This is a genomic window from Psychroserpens sp. (assembly GCF_034670085.1).
GTDB lineage: Bacteria > Bacteroidota > Bacteroidia > Flavobacteriales > Flavobacteriaceae > Psychroserpens.
Genome location: NZ_JAXMOD010000001.1, coordinates 355,716 through 378,271 on the forward strand (window position 1 = coordinate 355,716; position 22,556 = coordinate 378,271).

A 22,556-nucleotide genomic window follows, 5' to 3' on the forward strand; every position below is an offset into this window, starting at 1 on the left:
TTGAAATTCTATAACTAGTTCAACCAATGCACAATCGACCTAAAAAACGAATATTAGTAGCTCCATTAAATTGGGGCTTAGGTCATGCTACGAGATGTATACCTTTAATACAAGCGTTGGTTGCAAATAGTTTTGAGCCTGTAATTGCAAGTGATGGCGTAGCTTTAAAATTATTACAAAAAGAATTCCCTAATCTTGAAACGGTTAATTTACCTTCCTACAACATTTCCTACCCAAAAAACGGGCAATTTTTTAAATTGAAAATGCTTCAAAATTCGCCTAAACTAATTAAAGCTATTACGGCAGAAAAAAAAGCTACTGAAACTATTGTTAAAGATTACAGTATTGATGGGATTCTTTCAGACAACAGATTAGGCGTGCACGACAAACATATTCCATGTGTATTTATGACACATCAATTAAAAGTGTTAAGCGGAAACACGACGTGGTTAAGCACAAAAATGCATCAAAAAATTATCACTCGATTTGATGAATGCTGGGTGCCTGATACTATTGGTGACGATAACTTGAGTGGCGAACTTGGTCATTCAGATTCTGTTGGAATTACTTTGAAATATATTGGTCCGTTAAGTCGCTTTAAAAAGTCAGAAAGGCAATTAAAATATGATCTTTTAGTTTTACTTTCTGGTCCTGAACCTCAGCGAACTCTATTAGAAAAATTACTTTTAAAAGAACTCGAGATGTATCATGGTAATGTGTTATTTATAAAAGGTGTTGTTGATGGCGAATCTAAAGCATCTATTAATAAACATATCACTATCTATAATTTTATGACTAGTGATGCATTAGAAAATGCAATAAACGAAAGTAAAATTATCTTATCGAGATCAGGCTATACAACAGTTATGGATTTAGCGAAACTTGAAAAAAAAGCGTTTTTCATTCCAACTCCTGGACAATTTGAACAAGAATATATAGCTAAACGATTAACAAAATTAGGGTTTGTACCAAGTTGCGACCAAAAAGAATTTAAAATTGAAATGCTAAACTCAGTTGATGACTTTAGAGGATTACATTTAACTGAGTACACAACAAACTATAAAAAGCTATTCCGCCTTTTCCAAGGTGAATGAGAACTCACTCCCAACACCTAATTCACTTTCAACATAAATTCGCTCATTATGAGCTTCAATAATATGTTTTACTATCGCTAGCCCTAAACCAGATCCACCTTCTTTTCTTGAACCACTTTTGTCCACTCTAAAGAATCGTTCAAAAAGGCGAGGTATATTTTCTTTTGAAATCCCTTCCCCATTATCTGTTACTCGAACAATCACTTTATTTTTTATAAGATTTTCTATACTAATTTCCGTTGTGCCTTTTTCTCTGCCATATTTTATAGAATTAACTATCAAATTTGTGAGCACTTGCTGAATTCGTTCCTTATCGGCAGAAACCATAATTGGAGAATCGTAATCTAAATCAAAAGTCAGTGTGATTTTCTTTTTAGCAGCTTTCATTTCCAATAAATCAAAGACATTTTTTACCAAATCAATGATATTGAATGTTACAATATTCAGTCTCAAATCACCAACTTCTAATTTGGTAATCATATCTAAATCTTTAACAATGTAAATAAGGCGTTCTAAACCTTTACTGGCTCTAGTAAGGTATTTTTCTCTAACATTTTTATCATCAATTGCGCCATCAAGTAAGGTTAACAAATACCCTTGAACTGTGAATAAAGGTGTTTTAAGTTCATGGGACACATTTCCTAAAAACTCCTTTCGATACTCTTCTCTAACGATTAAAGTTTCAATTTCAAGCTTTTTATCACGAGCGAACTTATCGATTTCTTGTGTTAAAGTTGCCATGTCAGTTGTTATTGGCTGCTTTCTTAAAGTTGTAGATTCTAAAAGCGTTAAATCATCGTAAATTCTTTTAATCCGTCTGTAGATAAATCGCTCTACTCTATATTGAATGACTAAAAAAGAAATGAGGTAAGTGAATATGGCAAAAGCTAACAGATACACAACATCAACTGAATGTAATAAATACAAAAAAACACTCGATAAGAGCGTTAAAAAAATAGTGACGTATAATGAAGTTTTAAAAGCAAACTTATACGTTTTTTTTATTTTGTTTTGCATCAATCTACAAACTTATAACCAACACCTTTAACGGTTTTAAAGCTTTCGTCTCCAATTTTTTCTCGAAGTTTTCTTATGTGGACATCGATTGTACGACCACCAACAACAACTTCATTTCCCCAAACTTTATCTAAGATTTCTTCTCGTTTGAAGACTTTACCTGGTTTTGTTGCTAACAAAGATAACAATTCGAATTCTTTTCGAGGTAAAATGATTTCTTTACCGTTAAGCGCTATTTTATACTCTTCTCTATTAATGATTAGATTTCCTATTTTAAGAATGCTGTCGGAAGGTTCTTCGTCTTTAAGTCGCCTTAATAGGGCTTTTACTTTACTCACCAAAACTTTTGGTTTGATTGGTTTTGTAATATAATCATCTGCACCAGCGTCAAAACCTGCCATTTGTGAATAATCTTCACCTCTTGCCGTTAAAAAGGTAATAATTGTATCTCTTAAATTTGGGTTTTTTCGTATTTGTTCACAAGCTTCAATACCATCCATTTTAGGCATCATGACATCTAAAATAATTAACTGAGGTTTTTCTTTTTTTGCCAATTTAACAGCTTCAAGACCGTTTTCAGCAGTCATAACTTTATAGCCTTCGGCAGACAAATTATAACCAACGATTTCTAAAATATCTGGTTCATCATCAACCAGCAAAATTTTAATATCTCTTTTTCTCATAATAAAGCTGTTCTTTATAAAATAGAAAGGGTTTGCCATACATTTCACAAATCCTAGGTAAAGATAAAATTAATAACAAAAAAATTACTTATCCAATTCATTAATAACATTAAGTTAACCTTGCAATTCATCCAACAAAGGTTTTTACAATGATGACCTAGTTTAACATTTTTTTGGTACAAATTTTGGTGTATAATACTTAAATTCAGTACTAAATTATTAACGTGATGAAAAATTACCTATTTACTTTTTTAGTTCTCGGTGCCTTAAACTTTCCTTATTTAGGTCATACTCAATCGTTGGATACAACTAAACCCTCATCAAATATCGAAGGATTATCTATTTTTCCAAATCCTGTAACAAACGGAAAACTCTATGTTATAACTAAACATAATTTACCAAAAAGCATTGAGATTTATGATGTTTTAGGAAAACAAATAATTGCAACTTCAATTTTAGGGGAATCCATTAATATTTCAAGACTATCTCCTGGTCTCTACATTCTCAAAATAAAAGAAAATGAATTATCAGCAACTAGAAAACTGGTTGTAAGGTAATTAGACGTCTATATTATCATATTGTAAAATAGCGCTTTATCACTTTATTAATTAGTAAAAACCCTTAAATCTTGTTATATTTGTTCCGCTATTTTTATTATCAATCTAAAATTATATAAATTATGAAAAAACTTTACTTTTTATTAGTAACTCTTTTAGTTACTAGTTTGTCTTTTGGACAAGATTTAGTTATTACTGGGATTATTGATGGTCCTCTTCCTGGAGGCTTTCCAAAAGGTCTTGAATTATATGTCGTAAATGACATTGCAGATTTAAGTGTTTATGGAATTGAAAGAGCTGGAAATGGAAATCTTTCTACGGGAACTCAAACTTATACATTCCCTGCAGATGGTTACACTGCTGGTGATTTTATTTACATTTCTCCTGAATCACCATGGTTTACGCAATATTTAGGAATTGCTCCTACATATGAAGTTACAGGTGGTGAATTAAACAATAATGGTGATGATGTGGTAATCTTATATGCTAATGGTTCAGTTAGCGATGTTATAGGTGTTGATGGTGTAGATGGTTCAGGTGAAACTTGGGAATACCTTGATGGTTGGGCTTACAGAATTGATGGTCAAGGTCCAAATGCAACATTTGATGATGCAGAATGGACTTATAGTGGAATTAATGCTCTTGATGGTTGTGACCTTGGTGATGACACAGGAACTAATGCAGGTTGTGCTTCAGTATTTCCATTAGGAACATACTCTCCAACTGTAAACACTAATCCAACAATTAGTATCACATCTCCTAACGATGGACAACCACTTGATTCGGGTACAACTATGGTAGATGTAGATTTTACAGTAGCAAATGCACCTGGTGCAACAGTTAATATTACAGTAGTTATAAATGGAGGAACTCCAGATGTCAACAACGGTGTTTCAAGTCCGTTTCAAATTAGTTCTTTAGCTGATGGAGACTCTGTAACAGTTACTGCTGAATTGGTTGATGGTGGTATTTTAGATTCTGACACGATTAGCTTTACTGTTGCTTACCCTTGTACTTTGCAAGTAGGGACGATTACTGAAACTTGTGATGCCGTTAATCCTGGACCTGGAGATACTTATAACGTAACTATAGCTTATACTGGAGCTGGAAATTCTGATTATACAGTTGATACTGGTGGAATTGGTACTCTTGGTGGTGATGATCCTGATAGTGTTGCTGATGGTACTATTACAATTACAAATATTCCTGAAGGAACAGATTTTTCTGTGCTTTTCTCTGGAGATGCAAGTAATTCTAGCTGTAGTTTCTCAAGAAATATTAACAGCCCTAACTGTGATCCTCAATTAACATTACCACTTTACGACACATTCACATATGCTGATGGTCCTTTAGTTGGAAACAGTGAATGGGCAAGTCATGGTGGAACTCCAGATGATTTAGTAGTGACTTCTGGTCAAGCTTTAGTTCAACATGGAACGCCAAGTGAAGATGTGAATTTACCGTTTACTTCAGTTTCAGGAGTACTTTATTATGCATTTGATATGACAGTTCCTGCATTAGCAGCACCAATTGGTGATGGTGGCGGAACAGATTTTGAATACTTTGCACATTTTAAAAATGATGGATTTGGCTTCAAAGCTCAACTTGATATTGTCGCTCCAACAGGTGGAGGAGATTACTCAGTAGGTATATCTAGTGATCAAAATACTGCAGATGCAACTTGGGCATCAGATTTATCCTATGATACAACATATAGAATCACTGTAAAATACGATCAAGACACAAATATTGCACAACTTTGGGTTGATGCCTCTTTAGAATCTGACACATCTATTTTAGGTGCTGACGAAGCTGATCCAGGTGATACTGTGGCATCTTTTGCTTTCAGACAATCTGATTCTTCTGATAACGAAGGCATCTTAGTTGATAACTTAGCAATAACACAAACGTTTGCTCAAACGCTTTCTAACGAAGAGTTTACCATTGCAAATGGTTTTAAAGTATATCCAAATCCAACATCATCAGGATTTGTAAATATCTTAAGCGCTAACAGCGAAAACATGTCTGTTGCTGTTTATGATATTTTAGGAAAACAAGTTATTAATGAAACATTAAATAATAACCGCTTAAATGTATCTGCTCTAAATACTGGAGTTTATATTTTAAAGGTGACGCAAAATAATGCTTCAGTTACTAAAAAATTAATCATTAAGTAATCACTTAATTTTTATAATACATTTAAAAGCGTTGTCTGTTGGCAACGCTTTTTCTTTTTAAGTACTTTTGTAGTGATGATAAACACTCAGGATATCTTTTCGTTGTCTTCAAACGATGCATTCAATTCTTTAGCACTAGATGTTTTTAAATTTCAGTTTAATAACAATCCTGTGTATCGTTCATTTTGTGATTTATTATATAAACATCCTAGTGATATTTCGCGAATTGAAGATATCCCCTTTTTACCCATTCAGTTTTTTAAAAGCCATAAGGTATTAAGTTCGAATGATCCTATTGAAGCTACGTTTTCAAGTAGTGGCACAACAGGATGCATTACAAGTAAACATTTTGTGACAGATCTTAACCTCTACCAAGACAGTTTTAGAAAAGGTTTTAAGGCGTTCTACGGAAATATTGAAGATTATGTCATCTTAGCGTTATTACCAAGTTATTTAGAGCGACAAGGGTCTTCTTTGATTTACATGGTGAATGATATGATCTCACAATCTAAACATACTGAAAGTGGATTTTACTTAGATAACATTTCAGAATTAAGAGAACAGCTTATCACTTTAGATTCCGAAGGACAAAAGGTATTGCTCATCGGTGTTTCATTTGCATTATTAGACTTAGTTGAAACCTATCAATTCGATCTTAACAATACAATTATAATGGAAACTGGTGGCATGAAAGGTCGCAGAAAGGAACTGGTTAGAGCCGAATTACATTCGATTTTAAAACAAGGATTTGGTGTTTCAACTATTCATAGTGAATATGGTATGACCGAATTATTAAGCCAAGCCTATTCTAAAGGTAATGGGAAGTTTGAATGTCCTAATTGGATGCGAATACTCACGCGTGATCCTGAAGATGCACTTGCGCTTCAAACACCTCAAAAAACTGGAGGTATTAATGTCATAGATTTGGCAAATATCAATTCGTGTTCATTTATTGCAACTCAAGATTTAGGTCGTGTTGCTAAAGATGGTACTTTTGAAATTATTGGCAGATTTGATTCTAGTGACATTAGAGGATGTAATTTATTAGTTTTGTAAAATAATGTGAAAGGTTCACCATAAAAAGCCGACAAAAATCAGGAAGCTATTATTTTTAGAATAGTATAGAATTCTATGAAAAAGAAGACTTGGCTTCAACCGTTGGTTGGTTAATGTTAAACGCCTCATCAAATGATGAGGCGTTTTTCTTTACATTACCTTTATAATGTATGTATTTTTCTTTCCTTTATTCAGGATGATATACTTTCCATTTATCAAATCGTCTTCAGATAATTGATAATCTTCTTTTACCTTTTCTTTATTAACTGCTACTGCATTTTCTTTTAAAGCACGACGTGCATCACTATTAGATGCTAAGAAATTCGTTTTGGCAGCTAAAGCTCCAATCATATCTAATTCTGACAACTCATCTTTAGAAATTTCGGCTTGAGGCACACCTTCAAAGACATCTAAAAAGGTTTTTTCATCTAAAGTTTTAATATCTGCCTTAAAGGTTTTACTAAACAAAATATTAGACGCTTTTTCGGCATTTTCAAAATCTGATTTTGAATGTACCATCGTTGTAATTTCTTCAGCCAAACGCTTTTGTAATCCTCTTTGGTGAGGTGCTTCTTGATGTGCAGATACAATTGCTTTTATCTCATTCTCAGTTAAAAAGGTGAAAATTTTGATATATTTTTCGGCATCTTCATCACTAGAGTTTAACCAATATTGGTAGAACTTGTAAGGCGACGTTCTATTGGCATCTAGCCAAACATTTCCACCTTCAGACTTACCAAACTTAGATCCATCACTTTTCGTAATTAATGGACAAGTAATAGCAAATCCTTTACCTTGAGCGATGCGACGAATCAATTCGGTTCCTGTTGTAATATTTCCCCATTGATCGCTTCCTCCCATTTGAATGCTACAATTATTTGCTCTGTACAAATGCAAAAAATCATAGCCTTGAACTAACTGATATGTGAATTCTGTAAAAGACATTCCATCGCTAGATTCCGAAGAAATTCTATTCTTCACAGAATCTTTAGCCATCATATAATTGACTGTAATGTGCTTTCCAACATCACGAATGAATTCTAAAAATGAAAATTCTTTCATCCAATCATAGTTGTTCACTAATTCAGCAGAATTAGGCACATCACTTTCAAAATCTAAAAAGTGAGCCAATTGATTCTTAATTGCGTCTTGGTTATGTCGTAAGGTTTTTTCATCTAATAAATTACGTTCACTAGATTTACCTGAAGGATCACCAATCATACCAGTTGCTCCACCAACCAAAGCATATGGTTTATGTCCACAGCGTTGATAATGTGCCAATAACATGATAGGCACAAGGTTTCCTATATGTAAAGAATCTGCTGTAGGATCAAACCCAACATAAGCAGAACGCATTGTTTCCATTAAATGATCTTCTGCGCCAGGCATTGTATCATGAATCATTCCTCTCCATTGTAACTCTTCAACAAAATTCTTTATCATATCAAGTAAATTAGTAATCTTTGGCAAATATAGATTTATAGCTCAAAAGAAAAAAGTCTAATTTTACAAAATGATTTTAGTTACAGGAGGCACAGGATTGGTAGGTTCGCATTTATTGTACAAGCTTGTTAGTGAAAACGAACAGGTTAAAGCGATATATAGAAGAACACAAACACTAGATCGCGTAAAACATGTCTTCTCTTATTATACCGAAAACTATCAAAGCCTCTACGAAAAGATTGAATGGATTGAAGCCGATTTAAATGATGTTCCTGATCTAGAACTAGCGTTTAAAGACGTGAACCTTGTTTATCATTGTGCTGCATTTGTGAGTTTTGAACCAGATAAATACTATCTACTCAGAACTGTAAATATTGAAGGCACTGCTAATATTGTTAACCTTTGCATTTCAAACAAGGTCAAAAAGCTTTGCTATGTTAGTTCAATTGCAGCAATTGGCCATGAACCAAATCCAAATCAATTCATAACCGAGCAGACTGATTGGAATCCAGAAGACGATAATAGTGTCTATGCTATTACAAAATATGGAGCTGAAATGGAAGTTTGGAGAGGTACTCAAGAAGGTGTTCCTGCCGTTATTATTAATCCTGGAATTATTTTAGGTCCAGGATATTGGAAAGGTGGTAGTAGTGGAAATTTGTTTAGACTAATTCACAAAGGCCTAAACTATTACGGATCAGGATCTTCTGGTTATATTGATGTTTGGGATGTTTGCGACATTATGTATCAATTAATGAAGAGCGACCTAGTAAATGAACGTTATATTTTAATTTCTGAAAATTTATCGTTTAATGACTTTCAGACAAAAGTTGCCAAAACCTTGAATGTAAAACCTGCGAAAAAAGTTGCCACTCCTTTTGTTTTGGAACTTGGCTGGCGATTAGATTGGCTAACAAGTAAACTGTTAGGTAAACGCAGAAAACTTTCAAAACAACTCGCTAAATCTGTTAGAACCCAAAGCGTTTATAATAATTCAAAAATTAAAAACGCTTTACAAATGGAGTTTAATAGTATAGATAATTCAATCGATAAGGTTGCTAAATTCTATTTAAAAGACACCAAGAGCATTTAATTTTTTCTATATGATTTTAAGTTCTTTCCTGGTTTAATGGAATCTCCAATTTTTTTAATAGAATCTAATCTTTTCTTTCTTCGTTCTTCTTCAAGTTCTTTTTCTTTTTCAAAAAATGCCTTCTTTGCCTTTATTTTTAATTCAACCTTATTTATTAAGTCTTCATACGCCTTAACATCATAGGCGTAATATTCATTACTCTTTACAAATTGTAGACTATCGATTTGATGTTTTTCAAAAATATAAATCGTTGGTGTAACATTATTACTTTGAAGCAAACCATGATCTGATCCTTTCGCTGCATTAAACACAAACACATCGAAAAGCACATCTGCCATCTTATCCTTAGGAATTAAATTATCTGGCTTTTTAGGTCTCTCTATACGATGACAAGCAAAGCATAACCCTAAAACTAATATGAGAAGGCTTATACGTTTTATCATCGGTTAAAAGTTAATCGTTTACCTGCTTTAACATCAATTACCTTAAAATTATTGTATGCTAAAATTCCATTTACAAAAGTGTGTGTAATTCTTGATTTAAATGTAGTACCTTCAAAAGGAGACCAGCCACATTTATATAAAATATTTTCTTTATTTACTGACCAAGGATTATTGATATCGATAACGACCAAATCTGCGAAGTAACCTGGTTTTATATAGCCTCGTTTTTCAACTTCAAATAAAATTGAAGGATTATGACACATCTTTTCAGCAATTTTCTCTAATGATATTTTTCCTTTGTGGAACATTTCAATCATAGCAACAAATGCATGCTGAACTAAGGGTCCGCCAGAAGGTGCTTTAGTATATATCCCTTTTTTTTCTTCTAGCGTATGAGGCGCATGATCTGTAGCAATGACGTCAATTCTACCATCTAAAAGTGCTTTCCATAACTGGTCTCTATCTTTTGCTGTTTTAACGGCAGGATTCCACTTGATAAGCGTTCCTTTTTTATCGTAATCTTCATCACTAAACCATAAGTGATGAATACAGACCTCAGCAGTAATTTTTTTATCTTTTAAAGGAATTTTGTTTGTGAACAAACTCGTTTCTTTACCTGTTGACAAATGAAATACATGTAATCTTGCTCCAGTTTTTTTGGCTAGTTCTATAGCTTTAGATGATGAAATATAGCACGCTTCTTCACTTCTAATAATTGGATGTTTACGTATTGGAATGTCTTCACCATATTGATCGATATGATCTTGCAGATTTTTTCTAATGGTCGCTTCATCTTCACAATGTACAGAAATAACCATCTTGGTACTACTAAAGATTTTTTCTAATACCTTAGGATTGTCCACCAACATATTTCCTGTTGATGATCCTAAAAATAATTTTAATCCTGCAACCGTTTTTGGATCGACCTTTAAAATTTCGTCAAGATTATCATTTGTACCACCAAACATAAACGAGTAATTAGCGTATGATGTTTTTGCTGCAATATCAAATTTATGTTCTAATGCTTCCACAGTTGTTGTTTGCGGATTAGTATTTGGCATCTCAATAAAAGATGTTATTCCACCTGCAATAGCAGCTCTAGACTCTGTTTCTATATTTGCTTTATGTGTGAGACCTGGTTCTCTAAAATGAACCTGATCGTCAATAGCTCCAGGAAACACATAATTGCCTTCTACATCAATAATAACAACATCTGCAGATTTAGCACTTATAGTATCTGAAACTTCCGTAATAATATCGTCTTCAATTAAAATATCACCTTCTGTGATTTTGCCTTCATTTACAATTCTAGCATTTTTAATAAGTGTAGTCTTTGTTTTCATTTATGTAATTCTCAACCGTTAACTCCTCTATTTAAGAACTAAATAGGCTTTTTAGTTTCATATTAATAACACCAAAAATAGCTTCAGAAATAATACTTCCACTCATTTTTGATTTCCCTTTTGTTCTATCGGTAAATATAACTGGCACCTCAATAATATTGAATTTTTGCAAATAGGCTTTAAATTTCATTTCAATCTGAAATGCATAACCAACAAACTTGATATTATCTAAATCAATAGCTTCTAAAACGTTTCGTTTATAACAGACAAATCCAGCTGTTGTATCATGAATCCTCATTCTTGTAATCAATCTCACATATTTCGAGGCAAAATAAGACAGCAATAAACGCTTCATGTCCCAATTCACAACGTTAATATTATTGTTAATATACCTCGATCCAATTGACATGTCTGCCTCTTTTGCAACGCAAGCGTTATATAAACGAATAAGATCGTTTGGATTATGAGAGAAATCGGCATCCATTTCAAAAATGTAATCATAATGCTTTTCTAAACACCATTTGAAGCCTGCAATATATGCAGAACCCAAACCTGTTTTTTCTTGTCGTGATAACAAAAAAAGCTGATCTTTAAACTCCTCTTGTAACGCTTTAACTTTTAAACCCGTTAAATCTGGCGAATTATCGTCGACCACCAATATATCAAAAGCCTTATCTTTAGAAAATACAGCTCGAATAATTGCTTCAATATTTTCTATTTCATTATAGGTTGGTATAATGACTATGGCGTCTCTCATTAGAATAAAGTCGTTGTAAGTTTTTATCAACTTTGACAAAAGTAAGTTTTTAAACGAATAATTTAACAGTAAAAATCATAAACAATGTTAATCTTAATAAATCTCTAAAAAGTATTGAAATATAAAGTGATACAACATCGAAATTTCTTTATAATTTTACAATATGCTTAGAGAAGTTATATCTAACGATTGGTTTACCGTTTTTCTAGTTTTAGGATTAGCCTTTATTACCTTGTCGAAATTTTTATTTGCGCCCAGATTTAAAGATTTTGTTACGGTAATCGGTAATTCGAAATACTTAAAAATTTATGCTAGAGATCAGAAATTTATTGATGGTTTTGATGCCTTATTATTTCTTAATCTCATTATATCAGTATCTGTATTTTCTTATATTGTTTATGCATCGTTAGTACATCCATCAGAATTTGACCTCACGCAATTTTTTAAACTTATTTTTGGTATTGGAGTCCTCTTTTTAATTAAGGTGCTTTTAGAACGTTTAATAGGAAGTGTTTTCGAAATAGATTCACTAATAGATGCTTATTTATTTCAAAAAACAACATTCAAAAATTATACGGGCTTTTTATTACTCCCTATCAATTGCATACTAATATATACAATTGCTCCAACTAAGCCTGTTATTTATGGATGTATTGGCTTAATAATTTTGATTAATCTCCTTGGATTTTTGACCTCTTTTAAAAATCATCAAAAATTATTATTAAATAATTTATTCTATTTTATTTTGTATCTTTGCGCTCTTGAAATTGGACCCTATCTAATTTTATATAAGTTAATTAAAGATTTTAACGCTTAAAACACTTAATTGGATATGACGAAAGTGAAAACGATTTTAGTATCTCAACCAGAGCCTAAAATAGAAAACTCGCCTTACTTTGATCTTCAAGAAAAGCAAAAAGTAAAAATTGATTTCAGACCTTTTATTCATGTTGAAGGAGTAGAAGCTAAAGATGTCAGACAACAAAAAGTTGATCTTGTCAATTATACGGCTATCATACTTACGAGTAGAAACTCTGTAGATCATTTTTTTAGAGTAGCTGAAGAAATGCGATTTAAGGTTCCTGACACCATGAAATATTTTTGTCAATCTGAAGCCGTTGCCTATTACTTACAAAAGTATGTAGTTTACAGAAAACGTAAAATTTATGTAGGTAAACGAACCTTTGCAGATTTGTCGCCTTTAATTAAAAAGTACAAAGACGAAAGTTTCCTTTTACCTACAACAGATAAATTAAAACCTGAGGTTCCAGAAATTTTAGATGGCTTAAGCGTTAAATGGAAACAAGCAACGTTTTACAAAACGGTTATTAGTGATTTATCAGATCTGGCTAATGTATACTATGATATTTTAGTGTTTTTCAGTCCTTCAGGTATAGAATCACTATTTCATAACTTCCCAGAATTTAAGCAAAATGAAACGCGTATAGCTGTTTTTGGAAATACGACTATAAAAGCTGTCGAATCTCATGGATTAAGAGTTGATATTGCGGCTCCTACTCCAGAGACACCATCTATGACTATGGCTTTAGATAAATATATAGAAAAGACCAATAAAGGAAAATAACAGTCTTTAAAAAACATAAAAAAAGCGATTTCTAATTGAAATCGCTTTTTTTGTTTAACACTAGTAACTAATTAAAACGTATAGCGTTGAGGACCACCACGTCTTATTTCTTCACTAGCATAATCTTCAAATTGTTTAAAGTTTTCACGAAATGCATTTGATAGTTTAAAAGCTGCTTTATAATAAGCTTCATCATTATTCCAAGACTTTCTTGGGCTCAAAACTTCTTGAGGAACTCCAGGACAAGACCTTGGTTGTGCAACTCCAAAAACTGAATGAATATGATAATCGTCATAGTTATATAAACCTAATTCTCCATTAAGTACTGCTGTTATCATAGCACGAGTATATTTTAATTTCATACGAGTACCTACGCCATAAGGACCACCTGTCCATCCCGTATTAACTAGCCACACATTTACGCCAGCCTCTTTCATTTTAGCACTTAACATATCAGCATATTCCGTTGGATGTAAGGGCATAAAAGGTGCTCCAAAACATGCAGAAAAACTTGGTTGAGGCTCAACAACACCAGCTTCTGTTCCTGCAACTTTTGCTGTATATCCAGAAATGAAATGATATGCTGCCTGACTAGGTGTTAATTTTGAAATTGGAGGCAATACTCCAAACGCGTCAGCTGTAAGGAAAAATATATTTTTTGGGTTTTTACCTATGGAAGGTACTTTTATATTATCGATGTGATAAATAGGATAACTTACTCTTGTGTTCTGGGTAATTGATGTATCTGCATAATCTACTTCACCCTTTTCATCAAGGATTACATTTTCAAGTATAGCACCTTTTTTTATAGCCTCATAAATTTCAGGTTCTTGCTCTTGAGATAGATTAATTACTTTGGCATAGCAACCTCCTTCAAAATTGAACACAGTATTTTCATTGGTCCAACCATGCTCATCATCTCCAATTAAACTACGATCGGGATCTGTTGACAATGTTGTTTTACCAGTACCAGATAAACCAAAAAAGATGGCAGTATCTTCGTCTTTACCAACATTAGCACTACAATGCATAGGTAATGTATTTTTAAATACAGGAAGAATAAAGTTTAATGCAGAAAAGATACCTTTTTTAATTTCTCCTGTATAACCCGTTCCACCTATTAATGCAACTTTTTTAGAAAAATTTAAAATCGCGAAATTATGTTGTCTTGTACCATCAATTTCAGCATCAGCCATAAATCCTGGCGCATTGATTACTGTCCATTCAGGTGAAAAGCTTTTTAATTCATCTTCTGTTGGACGCAAGAACATGTTATAGGCAAACATATTACTCCAAGGATACTCATTAATTACACGAATATTTAATTTGTAATTAGTGTCAGCACATGCATAACAATCTCTTACAAAAACTTCTTTTTCTGAAAGATAATTTACAACCTTATCATAAAGCTTATCAAATGCATCTGGTTCAAACGGAATATTAATATTTCCCCACCAAACCTTGTCTTTAGTAATATCATCTTTTACAATAAATCTGTCTTTAGGAGACCTTCCTGTAAACTCACCTGTGTTAACGGCTAAAGTTCCTGTTGAGGACTCAACACCTTGACCTTTTTCTATTGTAATGTTATGAAGTTCGTCAGCAGATAATTGATATCTAATTTTAGCATTTTTAATACCATAATCATCTAACGCAATCGATTTCGTACTTTGTGTATGGTTTACCATAATTTGTTTATGTTGTTTAGACTGCAAAATTAAACAATATTTTAAAGTACAGCCTTTAATTTATGATTTATCAGTACTCATTTTTAAAAAGTTTATCAACAATATGAACCAAGCTATTATTAATAACAAACCACCTATTGGTGTCATAAATCCAATATTTTTAAAATCAAATGATGTCAATACGTTTGTAGCTAGACCATAAATTGATCCCGAAAAGAAAATCAAACCAAGGATGACTAAATAGAAAATGATTCGTTTTGATTTTTCTGAGATCATTTTTAAATTCCCTAAAACAAGTAGGAAAAACGCATGATACATTTGATATCGCACTCCTGTTTCAAATGTTTGCTGCGACTCCAGTGGAATTAAAGATTTCAATCCATGAGCTGCAAAAGCTCCCAATACAATTGCAAGCAGTCCTAAAATAGTAGCTGTTATAAAAATAGTCCTATTCATATAATTGAATTTTTGGTTTTAATAACCCTTAGTATTTAGTAAATTCGTCACAACAAAACTACTCAACAAAATCCATTATGCGAAAGATTTTAGTTATTGGTGCAGGAAAATCTGCATCGTTCCTTATAAAATATTTATTAAATAAATCTACTGAAGAAAACCTTCACATTATTGTAGGTGATATCAATATTCAAAATGCTAGAAAACTAATTGATAATCATGAAAATGGTCAAGCTATAAACCTTGATATTTTCAGTAGCCATTCAAGACAAGATGCTATTGAAAATGCTGACATTGTAGTATCTATGCTTCCTGCACGTTATCATATTGAAGTTGCCAAAGACTGTATCACTTACAGAAAACATATGGTAACCGCTTCTTATGTAAGCAAGGAAATGGAAGATTTAGACAATGCAGCAAAGAATAAAGGGCTCGTGTTTATGAATGAAATAGGCGTTGATCCTGGTATTGACCACATGAGTGCCATGAAAATTATTGATGATATTAGATCTCAAGGTGGAAAAATGATTCTTTTTGAATCCTTTACTGGTGGACTTGTTGCTCCTGAAAGTGATAACAATTTGTGGAATTACAAATTTACATGGAACCCTAGAAACGTGGTTTTAGCAGGTCAAGGTAGTGCTGCAAAGTTCTTACAAGAAGGTACTTATAAATATATTCCCTATAATCGATTATTCAGACGTACAGAATTTTTAGAAATTGATGGCTATGGACGGTTTGAAGCTTATGCTAACAGAGATTCTTTAAAATACCAAGATGCTTATGGCATGGATGATATAAAAACCTTATATCGAGGTACAATTCGTCGTGTTGGGTTTGGTCGTGCATGGAACGTGTTTGTTCAATTAGGAATGACAGATGACAGTTATCATATTGAAGATAGTGAAAACATGAGTTATCGCGATTTTATAAATGCATTTTTACCGTATAGCCCAACGGACTCGGTTGAATTAAAATTCAGACATGCTTTAAAAATTGATCAAGATGATATTGTTTGGGATAAATTGGAAGAGTTAAATCTTTTCAGTAAAACTAAGATGGTTGAACTTAAAGAGGCAACTCCAGCCCAAATACTTCAAAAGATTTTGGAAGATAGTTGGACATTACAAGATGAAGATAAGGATATGATAGTGATGTATCACAAATTTGGATATGAACTTAATGGTAAGATGCATCAAATAGATTCAACAATGGTTACCAAAGGTGATGACAGAACGTATACTGCCATGTCAAAAACTGTAGGTTTACCAGTAGCCATAGCAACTTTAGCTATTTTAAATGAAAAAATAACCACTCCAGGAGTACAAATTCCAATTCACAAAGAAATATATGATCCTATTCTAAAAGAATTAGAGGACTTCGGAATTAAATTTACTGAAAAGGAAGTTCCTTATTTAGGTTACAATCCTTTAAATGTGTGATAATCAATTCTTGACAAACAAGAAAACGAGATGAAAACTGTTAACCAAAACATACAAATTGATGGTATTGATAAAAAGATATTAAGAGCTTTAATGTCTGATGCTAGAACTCCTATTCTCGAAATTGCACGACAAGTTGGTATTTCGGGAGCTGCAATTCATCAACGCTTAAGAAAACTTGAAAAATCAAAATTGATTTCAGGTTCTAAGTTTGTTATCAATCCTAAAGTTTTAGGCTATACAACAATGGCTTTCATTGGTGTGTTTTTGGATAAAGCGGTTAGTAATCCTGAAGCTGTAAAGCAATTACAAAAAATCCCGGAAGTTTTAGAATGTCATTACACAACAGGCAACTGGAGTATTTTCATTAAAATTCTGTGTAAAGACAACGAGCATCTTATGCATGTACTCAACAATGACATTCAATCTATTACAGGAGTTTCAAGGACAGAAACCTTTATTTCATTAGATCAACAAATAGATCGACAAATAAAGATTTAAATCGCCACTTTCTTACTGTTTAATCAGTTTCTTCTGGATTAAAACGCCATCATTAACAACATGTAGAAAGTACATACCTGTTTGTAATTGTGATATATTCAGATGGTTTTCTCCCATAACCAAACGTCCTTCTAGTAACTTTTGTCCATTCATATTGAATATTGAATATAAAGCATCTGATTGCAAAGAAATGGTAAATTCGCTGTTTACAGGATTTGGATATATTGAAAGTTTTTCATCAGAAAATGAAACTTTTTTTGAATCTAAAACGTCTTGGCTAAACCTATTTCCATACGTGGCTACATAACGACAATTTCTCCTGAAACTACTTGTTGGATCAATGTTGGTCCAATTCGCACCACTGTATGCAGCATCATCAACTTGAATACAAGATAGGTCAGGATTATTAGTGGCATTAAAATAAAAAACCTTGGTATTGTTTCCATTCTTAACATTTAAACCAAACAATTGATTACTTCTGCAATCTAAAGACAATAATGCTTGATTATTAACCAAATTTAAGCGAGTTAAGGTGTTCCCATTACATGCTATAGATTTTAATGCGGTATTATTACTTAAATCCAGGCTAGCGATATTATTATTACTTAATCCCAAATACAATAAATTTATATTATTGCTGAGATCTATATTGGTTAAATTATTAAAATTACATCCTAAAGTAGTTAGTTCAGTAAAATCTTCAATCCCAGTAAGATCAGAGATAGCTTTAGCATTAACATCTAAAGAAGTAACCGTATTAATATTAATTGTTGGAACATAATCATCTAATGGTCCAGAATCATAACCCAAATCTATTAAGGCTTGTTCAAAATTATCATCCGGAACATAGGTTGTACTGTTATAAAAGCAGTTGTCACTAAAACTAGTTTGTACGTCAATGAATGTCCAGTTTGCTTCGCTGTATGTTGCATCTTCAACCTGAATACAAGCTAAATTTGGATTAAGCAAAGCATTAAAATAGGTAATAATTGTGTTATTCCCATTTTTTAAATTTATGCCTGTCAATTCATTACTAAGGCAATATAAGGTCTCTAATAGCAGGTTGTTAACAAGACTTAAATAGGTTATATTATTGGTATGACAGTTTAAAAGTTCTAATGCTATATTATTGCTTACATCTAAATTAGTTAAACTATTATTAAAACACTGTAAAATTTCTAAGGCTAAATTATTACTTACATCTAAACTGGTTAGGTTATTAGAAGATACATCTAAACTAGTTAATGTTGTGAAATCTTCAATTCCAGTAAGATCAGAAATCGCATTATTACTAACATTTAAATAAGTGATGGTATTAATATTAACAGTAGGGACATTATTATCTAAGGCTCCAGAATCATAGCCTAAATCTATTAAGGCTTGCTCAAAGTTGTCATCTGGAACAAAGGTGTTTTGAGCATTGATATTAAAGCTTAAAAAAGCTAGCAAAAGAAAAAAGTTAAGCTGTCTCATTTTATGTGGTTTTGTTGGTTAATGAAAAGATTCAAGGAATCCTAACAACATAAAATTACATCCAATGCATTGATTTATTGATAATTAAAAAGTATAAGAGGCTTTTTTTTAAGTGAGAAGAATGATATTATCAGTAAACGAATGTTTATAATAATGATAATGAATTAAGCAGTTTTTCTTTATTCGATTTACTTACAGGAATTGTCTTTTTATTGATAGTTAAATACCCATCAAATAAGGCATCAATCTTTTTGAGGTTTATGATATAAGAACGATGGACTCTCAAAAATGAAGAGTCATTGAAATTAGCTTCAACATATTTTAAGGTTCTACTAATTAAAATTTTTCTTTCTAAAGTATGGGCATAACAATAAAAATCTGAAGCTTCAAAAAAAAGGATATCGGCTTTACTTAGTTTAATGAATTCACTTTTGTTTTTTATAAAAAGAGAATCATCATCAACCGTGGTTTCACTTTCACCAGTGACGTTTGCATTCAATTTAAACAGTGCAATTTCTATATTATTTCTCAAACTTGCTATTGTAAAAGGCTTGCTTATAAAACCTGCAGGCCTCGTTAATTTAACGCGTTCAGTTGTTTCAGAATCTGTAAGTGAAGTCAAAAACACATATGGAATTTTACTTTTTTTCTGTAGTTTTTCAGCCACAGTTATGCCATCAACAGTACCTTTTAAAGTGATATCTAAAAGGACCAAATCAGGTTGTAAATCATCAATATCGTACAAGGCTTCCTTTCCATTATTGGCAATACCACAAATAGTATAGCCTTCTTCTTCCAAAGCCGTTTTAATAGTTCTAGCAATAATAGGTTCGTCTTCTACGATGTAAATAGATTTCATAATTACAATATATCGTTTTCATTTAAAATAATAACCACCTTTGTGCCTTTTGGATGCGTGTTTTGTAAGGACTGAAAACTAATTTTTCCATTAATTTTTTCAGATAAATCTTTTACCAAGGACAATCCAAGTGAATCTTTTTTGTCACAATCTTCTAAAAGTCCAATACCATTATCACTTACCTCAAGAACAATGTTATCTTCTTGTCGTTGTAGTTTAATTTCAATTATATTATTAGTTGTTTCCTCAGTAAAGGCATACTTCAAGCTATTAGTAACCAACTCATTAATAATGAGCCCTAAAGAAGTAACCACTTCAATATCCATAATAATGGGCTCAACCGAAAGTTTTTTTTCAATATTAGGCAGACTATAAGACGACAATATATCAGCTATTAACGCCGTGATATAATCTTTACAGTCTATACCAGAAGTATGATCCTGTTTGTACAATTTTTGATGTAAAACAGCCATAGAATTAATCCTATTTTGTGTTTCTTTTAAGGCCTTTGAAGCTGCTTTATCTTTAATAGTAGAAGATTGCAAAAATAACAATCCGGAAACAATTTGAAAGCTATTTTTAACACGATGATGTGTTTCTTTAAGTAGCATGTTTTTTTCTCCAACGGTTTTTTCTAACAATTGTTTTTGAGTAGCCAATAACTTGCTTTTAGATCGGTTTTTTGAATATAAAAACGTTAGTAATGACGCGACAATCAAACCTATTATGGCAAAAGACAAAAACAATTTACGTTGTTTCTCGTTTTTTTCGGCCTCAAGCTTTTGCAACTCTTGCTCTTTTTTAAACGCATATTGCATTTCAAGTTGTGTTTGCTTTTTTATGTTTTTTTCACTGAATAAAGAATCTTTAGTCTTAAGGTAGATCTCATGATTTTCAAGAGATTTCTCAAATAAATTTAATTGCTTATACGCTTTATACAAGCAATCACAAGAGTTTCTGTAAGATTCTAAATCACTTTGTTCTAAGGCCAGTTTTTTGGATTGTTCACAATCATTTTTAGCTTCTAAATAGCGTTCTTGTTTTAAAAATAATTCACCTCTATAATTTAAAGCTAAAGCCAGTCTACCATCTAGTTTGTTGCTCAAATAATAATCATACGCAATATTTAAAAATTCAAGAGCCTTTTCATCTTCTCTATTTTTTGAGTATGCTAGGCCAATATTTAAATCAGAATTAGCAATTAAACGAGGATGTGCTTCACCTTTTATTTTTAGTTGTTTCCCTTGTTCTAGCACTTGTATGGCGTCTTTAATCTTTCCAGAATTTAAAAGCGATTCGCCTTTATTAGACATAATTACACCTGCGTTTACAGTAGCATTAAGTTTTAGAGCGGCTTGATACGCATTATCATAATAGGTTAGTGCTGTATCATAATCTTCCATTTGATTATAAAAATTTGCTAATGAATTGTTCAATACCAAATTTTGACCTTTAAACTGATGTTTTTCAGCATCTGTAAAATCCAAAGTATCAATCTTGTCCATTAAATTTTTTGATTCTAACATCGTAGAAATAGCCAAAACCACATTACCTTTTTTTCTGTAAATAGTACCTTTAGAATTTAGAACTTTGGCCTTCAAAAAAAGCAAATCTCCATCATTTAAGTAATCATTAGCTTTTTCATTATATATCAACGCTGAATCTAACTCTGAATTGAAATAGTAATAGTTTCCAAGTGAATAATACGATTGGGCTAAAAACTCGTTTTGATTTGATTGAGTAGAAATTTCTAATGCTTTATTCAGCAATTTTTTAGTATCTGAAACATACCTGTATTTTCCTGCAGAACCGGTTAACTCACTAATTCGTTCTTGATCTGAAGATAGATTATCTACATTATGAATTATAGAATCTATAGTTTTACTTAAGGTATTTGATTCTTGTTGAGAAAACAATATCATGGAACAACTTAGAGCAACTATTAGAGATAACTTATACTTCAAAATGATTTATAAAAATAGTGATAATTAAAATTAATAATTCAAATAATGTAAAGCTACTTAAATAACAAGGTAGAGCATCCTCAAAAAAGGGGAACTACTATGATTTATTAGTAAAGCGATGGTTTTTTAAAGTTAAGCTATATAATCTAAACTAAAAAGCCTCTGAAAATTCAGAGGCTTTTTAGTGTATGCTAATTCTGTTTAATCTCTTGACAAAAATATGCTGAGTATATACCAAAATAGTAACATTAAAGATGCAAACAACCCTAATGCAGCAGGAATATAATCTTCAGTTGTATATTTATTTACCAAATTAGAGGTTTGATATAATATAGAACCTCCAGCAAGCAAACACATGGCTACCGAAAACCATAGCCCTAAATTAAATCCGAAAAGTGTTCCTGCAACGATCAACCCAATGGCTATAAAAAAGCCAATTGTTAATCCCGTTTTCATAAATGAAAAGTCCTTTTTTGTAACAAACACCACAGCAGACAATCCTGTAAATAGTGCTAAAGTTACAATAGCTGCCTGATTTAAGAGTTCTGGACCAGACTCCATATAAAATGCAGCAATATAAATAAGAGGCACAAAAATAAAAGCTTCTGCTAGAATGTAAAGTCCGAAAGCTAAATATTGTGTGTTTTTATTTGGCGATTTTAGTGCCATTCGTTCAGCATAATTAGTTGCAAACATAAATCCTCCAAGCATAATTAACCAACGATAGCCTTCTGTCATAGATAATGCAAAGTCAATTATAGTTTGGCTTTGGAGTAATAAATATTCAAAGAGAATAAAAAAGAGTACACCACCTGCAACATGGCTATATGTTTTTTTGTAAAAGGCAACGCGATCTACATCAGATACCTCATTGAGTAATACAGGTTCTTGAATTTGATTTTCCATAAAAATGTTTGATTGTTTA

At 32.0% G+C, this 22,556-nt stretch carries 21 protein-coding genes; 9 read left to right on the plus strand and 12 right to left on the minus strand.

Going from position 1 to position 22,556, the window contains the following annotated elements:
* The first annotated feature begins 26 nt into the window (after positions 1-26).
* Complete coding sequence (locus tag VOI25_RS01500) at positions 27-1,094, plus strand: glycosyltransferase (RefSeq protein ID WP_323787120.1); 1,068 nt, start codon at positions 27-29, stop codon at positions 1,092-1,094.
* On the opposite strand, the gene VOI25_RS01505 is transcribed toward VOI25_RS01500, so the two are convergent.
* Both VOI25_RS01505 and VOI25_RS01510 read right to left on the minus strand, forming a co-directional pair.
* Entirely contained in the window at positions 1,068-2,111 is a 1,044-nt protein-coding gene (locus VOI25_RS01505; RefSeq protein WP_323787121.1) for a sensor histidine kinase, read from the minus strand. The genes VOI25_RS01500 and VOI25_RS01505 overlap by 27 nt on opposite strands.
* Positions 2,111-2,794: a response regulator transcription factor gene (locus VOI25_RS01510; protein ID WP_323787122.1), complete on the minus strand. Its 684-nt coding sequence runs from the start codon at positions 2,792-2,794 to the stop codon at positions 2,111-2,113. Before VOI25_RS01510 ends, VOI25_RS01505 begins: the two co-directional genes overlap by 1 nt.
* A gap of 227 nt (positions 2,795-3,021) precedes the next feature.
* On the opposite strand from VOI25_RS01510, the gene VOI25_RS01515 reads away from it, so the two are divergent.
* From VOI25_RS01515 to VOI25_RS01525, 3 genes are all read left to right on the plus strand, one after another.
* Positions 3,022-3,351 (plus strand): T9SS type A sorting domain-containing protein, encoded by a 330-nt coding sequence (locus VOI25_RS01515; RefSeq protein ID WP_323787123.1) that lies wholly within the window; start codon positions 3,022-3,024, stop codon positions 3,349-3,351.
* Between the two features lie 122 nt (positions 3,352-3,473).
* A complete protein-coding gene (locus VOI25_RS01520) occupies positions 3,474-5,528 on the plus strand; it encodes a T9SS type A sorting domain-containing protein (RefSeq protein WP_323787124.1) in 2,055 nt (684 codons plus the stop codon).
* A gap of 75 nt (positions 5,529-5,603) precedes the next feature.
* On the plus strand, positions 5,604-6,584 hold the full coding sequence (locus VOI25_RS01525; protein ID WP_323787625.1) for an acyl transferase: 981 nt from the start codon (positions 5,604-5,606) through the stop codon (positions 6,582-6,584).
* Positions 6,585-6,734: 150 nt separating this feature from the next.
* Here the strand turns inward: VOI25_RS01525 and tyrS are convergent, their stop codons facing one another.
* The gene (gene tyrS, locus VOI25_RS01530; protein WP_323787125.1) at positions 6,735-8,027 is read right to left on the minus strand and encodes a tyrosine--tRNA ligase; all 1,293 of its coding nucleotides are present in this window, start codon (positions 8,025-8,027) and stop codon (positions 6,735-6,737) included.
* A gap of 70 nt (positions 8,028-8,097) precedes the next feature.
* On the opposite strand from tyrS, the gene VOI25_RS01535 reads away from it, so the two are divergent.
* Entirely contained in the window at positions 8,098-9,120 is a 1,023-nt protein-coding gene (locus tag VOI25_RS01535; protein ID WP_323787127.1) for an NAD-dependent epimerase/dehydratase family protein, read from the plus strand.
* Here VOI25_RS01535 and VOI25_RS01540 read toward each other — a convergent pair.
* The 3 genes from VOI25_RS01540 to VOI25_RS01550 are packed head-to-tail and all read right to left on the minus strand — an operon-like array spanning position 9,117 to position 11,663.
* The gene (locus VOI25_RS01540) at positions 9,117-9,563 is read right to left on the minus strand and encodes a DUF4296 domain-containing protein (protein ID WP_323787128.1); all 447 of its coding nucleotides are present in this window, start codon (positions 9,561-9,563) and stop codon (positions 9,117-9,119) included. The two genes, VOI25_RS01535 and VOI25_RS01540, sit on opposite strands and share 4 nt — an antisense overlap.
* A complete protein-coding gene (locus VOI25_RS01545; RefSeq protein ID WP_323787129.1) occupies positions 9,560-10,906 on the minus strand; it encodes a dihydroorotase in 1,347 nt (448 codons plus the stop codon). The genes VOI25_RS01540 and VOI25_RS01545 overlap by 4 nt, the downstream gene beginning before the upstream one ends.
* A gap of 31 nt (positions 10,907-10,937) precedes the next feature.
* The gene (locus VOI25_RS01550; RefSeq protein ID WP_323787130.1) at positions 10,938-11,663 is read right to left on the minus strand and encodes a polyprenol monophosphomannose synthase; all 726 of its coding nucleotides are present in this window, start codon (positions 11,661-11,663) and stop codon (positions 10,938-10,940) included.
* 163 nt (positions 11,664-11,826) lie between these two features.
* Here VOI25_RS01550 and VOI25_RS01555 point away from each other — a divergent pair, with 163 nt between their 5' ends.
* Both VOI25_RS01555 and VOI25_RS01560 read left to right on the plus strand, forming a co-directional pair.
* Positions 11,827-12,480, plus strand: coding sequence for a DUF4271 domain-containing protein (locus VOI25_RS01555; protein WP_323787131.1), 654 nt, complete (start codon positions 11,827-11,829; stop codon positions 12,478-12,480).
* A 15-nt stretch (positions 12,481-12,495) separates the two neighbouring features.
* Positions 12,496-13,248: a uroporphyrinogen-III synthase gene (locus tag VOI25_RS01560; RefSeq protein ID WP_323787132.1), complete on the plus strand. Its 753-nt coding sequence runs from the start codon at positions 12,496-12,498 to the stop codon at positions 13,246-13,248.
* A 71-nt stretch (positions 13,249-13,319) separates the two neighbouring features.
* Here VOI25_RS01560 and pckA read toward each other — a convergent pair whose 3' ends face one another.
* A complete protein-coding gene (gene pckA / locus VOI25_RS01565; RefSeq protein WP_323787133.1) occupies positions 13,320-14,936 on the minus strand; it encodes a phosphoenolpyruvate carboxykinase (ATP) in 1,617 nt (538 codons plus the stop codon).
* Positions 14,937-14,996: 60 nt separating this feature from the next.
* Positions 14,997-15,392, minus strand: a complete 396-nt coding sequence (locus VOI25_RS01570) for a DUF423 domain-containing protein (protein ID WP_323787134.1) — start codon at positions 15,390-15,392, stop codon at positions 14,997-14,999.
* Positions 15,393-15,469: 77 nt separating this feature from the next.
* On the opposite strand from VOI25_RS01570, the gene VOI25_RS01575 reads away from it, so the two are divergent.
* Together VOI25_RS01575 and VOI25_RS01580 are read left to right on the plus strand one after the other, a co-directional pair.
* On the plus strand, positions 15,470-16,834 hold the full coding sequence (locus VOI25_RS01575) for a saccharopine dehydrogenase family protein (RefSeq protein WP_323787135.1): 1,365 nt from the start codon (positions 15,470-15,472) through the stop codon (positions 16,832-16,834).
* Between the two features lie 30 nt (positions 16,835-16,864).
* Complete coding sequence (locus VOI25_RS01580; RefSeq protein WP_323787136.1) at positions 16,865-17,335, plus strand: Lrp/AsnC ligand binding domain-containing protein; 471 nt, start codon at positions 16,865-16,867, stop codon at positions 17,333-17,335.
* A gap of 12 nt (positions 17,336-17,347) precedes the next feature.
* Here VOI25_RS01580 and VOI25_RS01585 read toward each other — a convergent pair whose 3' ends face one another.
* The 4 genes from VOI25_RS01585 to VOI25_RS01600 all read right to left on the minus strand — a co-directional run bounded on the left by VOI25_RS01585 (position 17,348) and on the right by VOI25_RS01600 (position 22,537).
* Positions 17,348-18,808, minus strand: a complete 1,461-nt coding sequence (locus VOI25_RS01585) for a T9SS type A sorting domain-containing protein (protein ID WP_323787137.1) — start codon at positions 18,806-18,808, stop codon at positions 17,348-17,350.
* Between the two features lie 145 nt (positions 18,809-18,953).
* Positions 18,954-19,667 (minus strand): LytR/AlgR family response regulator transcription factor, encoded by a 714-nt coding sequence (locus VOI25_RS01590; protein ID WP_323787138.1) that lies wholly within the window; start codon positions 19,665-19,667, stop codon positions 18,954-18,956.
* A gap of 2 nt (positions 19,668-19,669) precedes the next feature.
* Positions 19,670-21,589, minus strand: coding sequence for a histidine kinase dimerization/phosphoacceptor domain -containing protein (locus tag VOI25_RS01595; protein WP_323787139.1), 1,920 nt, complete (start codon positions 21,587-21,589; stop codon positions 19,670-19,672).
* A gap of 243 nt (positions 21,590-21,832) precedes the next feature.
* Positions 21,833-22,537 carry a Bax inhibitor-1 family protein gene (locus VOI25_RS01600; RefSeq protein ID WP_323787140.1) on the minus strand — a complete coding sequence of 235 codons (705 nt, stop codon included), beginning with the start codon at positions 22,535-22,537 and terminating at the stop codon, positions 21,833-21,835.
* Positions 22,538-22,556 lie beyond the last annotated feature (19 nt).

Bases quoted from the DNA above. Each gene is read 5' to 3' on its own strand.
- VOI25_RS01500 (WP_323787120.1), top strand. From the start codon at position 27: ATGCACAATCGACCTAAAAAACGAATATTAGTAGCTCCATTAAATTGG.
- VOI25_RS01505 (WP_323787121.1), bottom strand. From the start codon at position 2,111: ATGCAAAACAAAATAAAAAAAACGTATAAGTTTGCTTTTAAAACTTCA.
- VOI25_RS01510 (WP_323787122.1), bottom strand. From the start codon at position 2,794: ATGAGAAAAAGAGATATTAAAATTTTGCTGGTTGATGATGAACCAGAT.
- VOI25_RS01515 (WP_323787123.1), top strand. From the start codon at position 3,022: ATGAAAAATTACCTATTTACTTTTTTAGTTCTCGGTGCCTTAAACTTT.
- VOI25_RS01520 (WP_323787124.1), top strand. From the start codon at position 3,474: ATGAAAAAACTTTACTTTTTATTAGTAACTCTTTTAGTTACTAGTTTG.
- VOI25_RS01525 (WP_323787625.1), top strand. From the start codon at position 5,604: ATGATAAACACTCAGGATATCTTTTCGTTGTCTTCAAACGATGCATTC.
- tyrS (WP_323787125.1), bottom strand. From the start codon at position 8,027: ATGATAAAGAATTTTGTTGAAGAGTTACAATGGAGAGGAATGATTCAT.
- VOI25_RS01535 (WP_323787127.1), top strand. From the start codon at position 8,098: ATGATTTTAGTTACAGGAGGCACAGGATTGGTAGGTTCGCATTTATTG.
- VOI25_RS01540 (WP_323787128.1), bottom strand. From the start codon at position 9,563: ATGATAAAACGTATAAGCCTTCTCATATTAGTTTTAGGGTTATGCTTT.
- VOI25_RS01545 (WP_323787129.1), bottom strand. From the start codon at position 10,906: ATGAAAACAAAGACTACACTTATTAAAAATGCTAGAATTGTAAATGAA.
- VOI25_RS01550 (WP_323787130.1), bottom strand. From the start codon at position 11,663: ATGAGAGACGCCATAGTCATTATACCAACCTATAATGAAATAGAAAAT.
- VOI25_RS01555 (WP_323787131.1), top strand. From the start codon at position 11,827: ATGCTTAGAGAAGTTATATCTAACGATTGGTTTACCGTTTTTCTAGTT.
- VOI25_RS01560 (WP_323787132.1), top strand. From the start codon at position 12,496: ATGACGAAAGTGAAAACGATTTTAGTATCTCAACCAGAGCCTAAAATA.
- pckA (WP_323787133.1), bottom strand. From the start codon at position 14,936: ATGGTAAACCATACACAAAGTACGAAATCGATTGCGTTAGATGATTAT.
- VOI25_RS01570 (WP_323787134.1), bottom strand. From the start codon at position 15,392: ATGAATAGGACTATTTTTATAACAGCTACTATTTTAGGACTGCTTGCA.
- VOI25_RS01575 (WP_323787135.1), top strand. From the start codon at position 15,470: ATGCGAAAGATTTTAGTTATTGGTGCAGGAAAATCTGCATCGTTCCTT.
- VOI25_RS01580 (WP_323787136.1), top strand. From the start codon at position 16,865: ATGAAAACTGTTAACCAAAACATACAAATTGATGGTATTGATAAAAAG.
- VOI25_RS01585 (WP_323787137.1), bottom strand. From the start codon at position 18,808: ATGAGACAGCTTAACTTTTTTCTTTTGCTAGCTTTTTTAAGCTTTAAT.
- VOI25_RS01590 (WP_323787138.1), bottom strand. From the start codon at position 19,667: ATGAAATCTATTTACATCGTAGAAGACGAACCTATTATTGCTAGAACT.
- VOI25_RS01595 (WP_323787139.1), bottom strand. From the start codon at position 21,589: ATGATATTGTTTTCTCAACAAGAATCAAATACCTTAAGTAAAACTATA.
- VOI25_RS01600 (WP_323787140.1), bottom strand. From the start codon at position 22,537: ATGGAAAATCAAATTCAAGAACCTGTATTACTCAATGAGGTATCTGAT.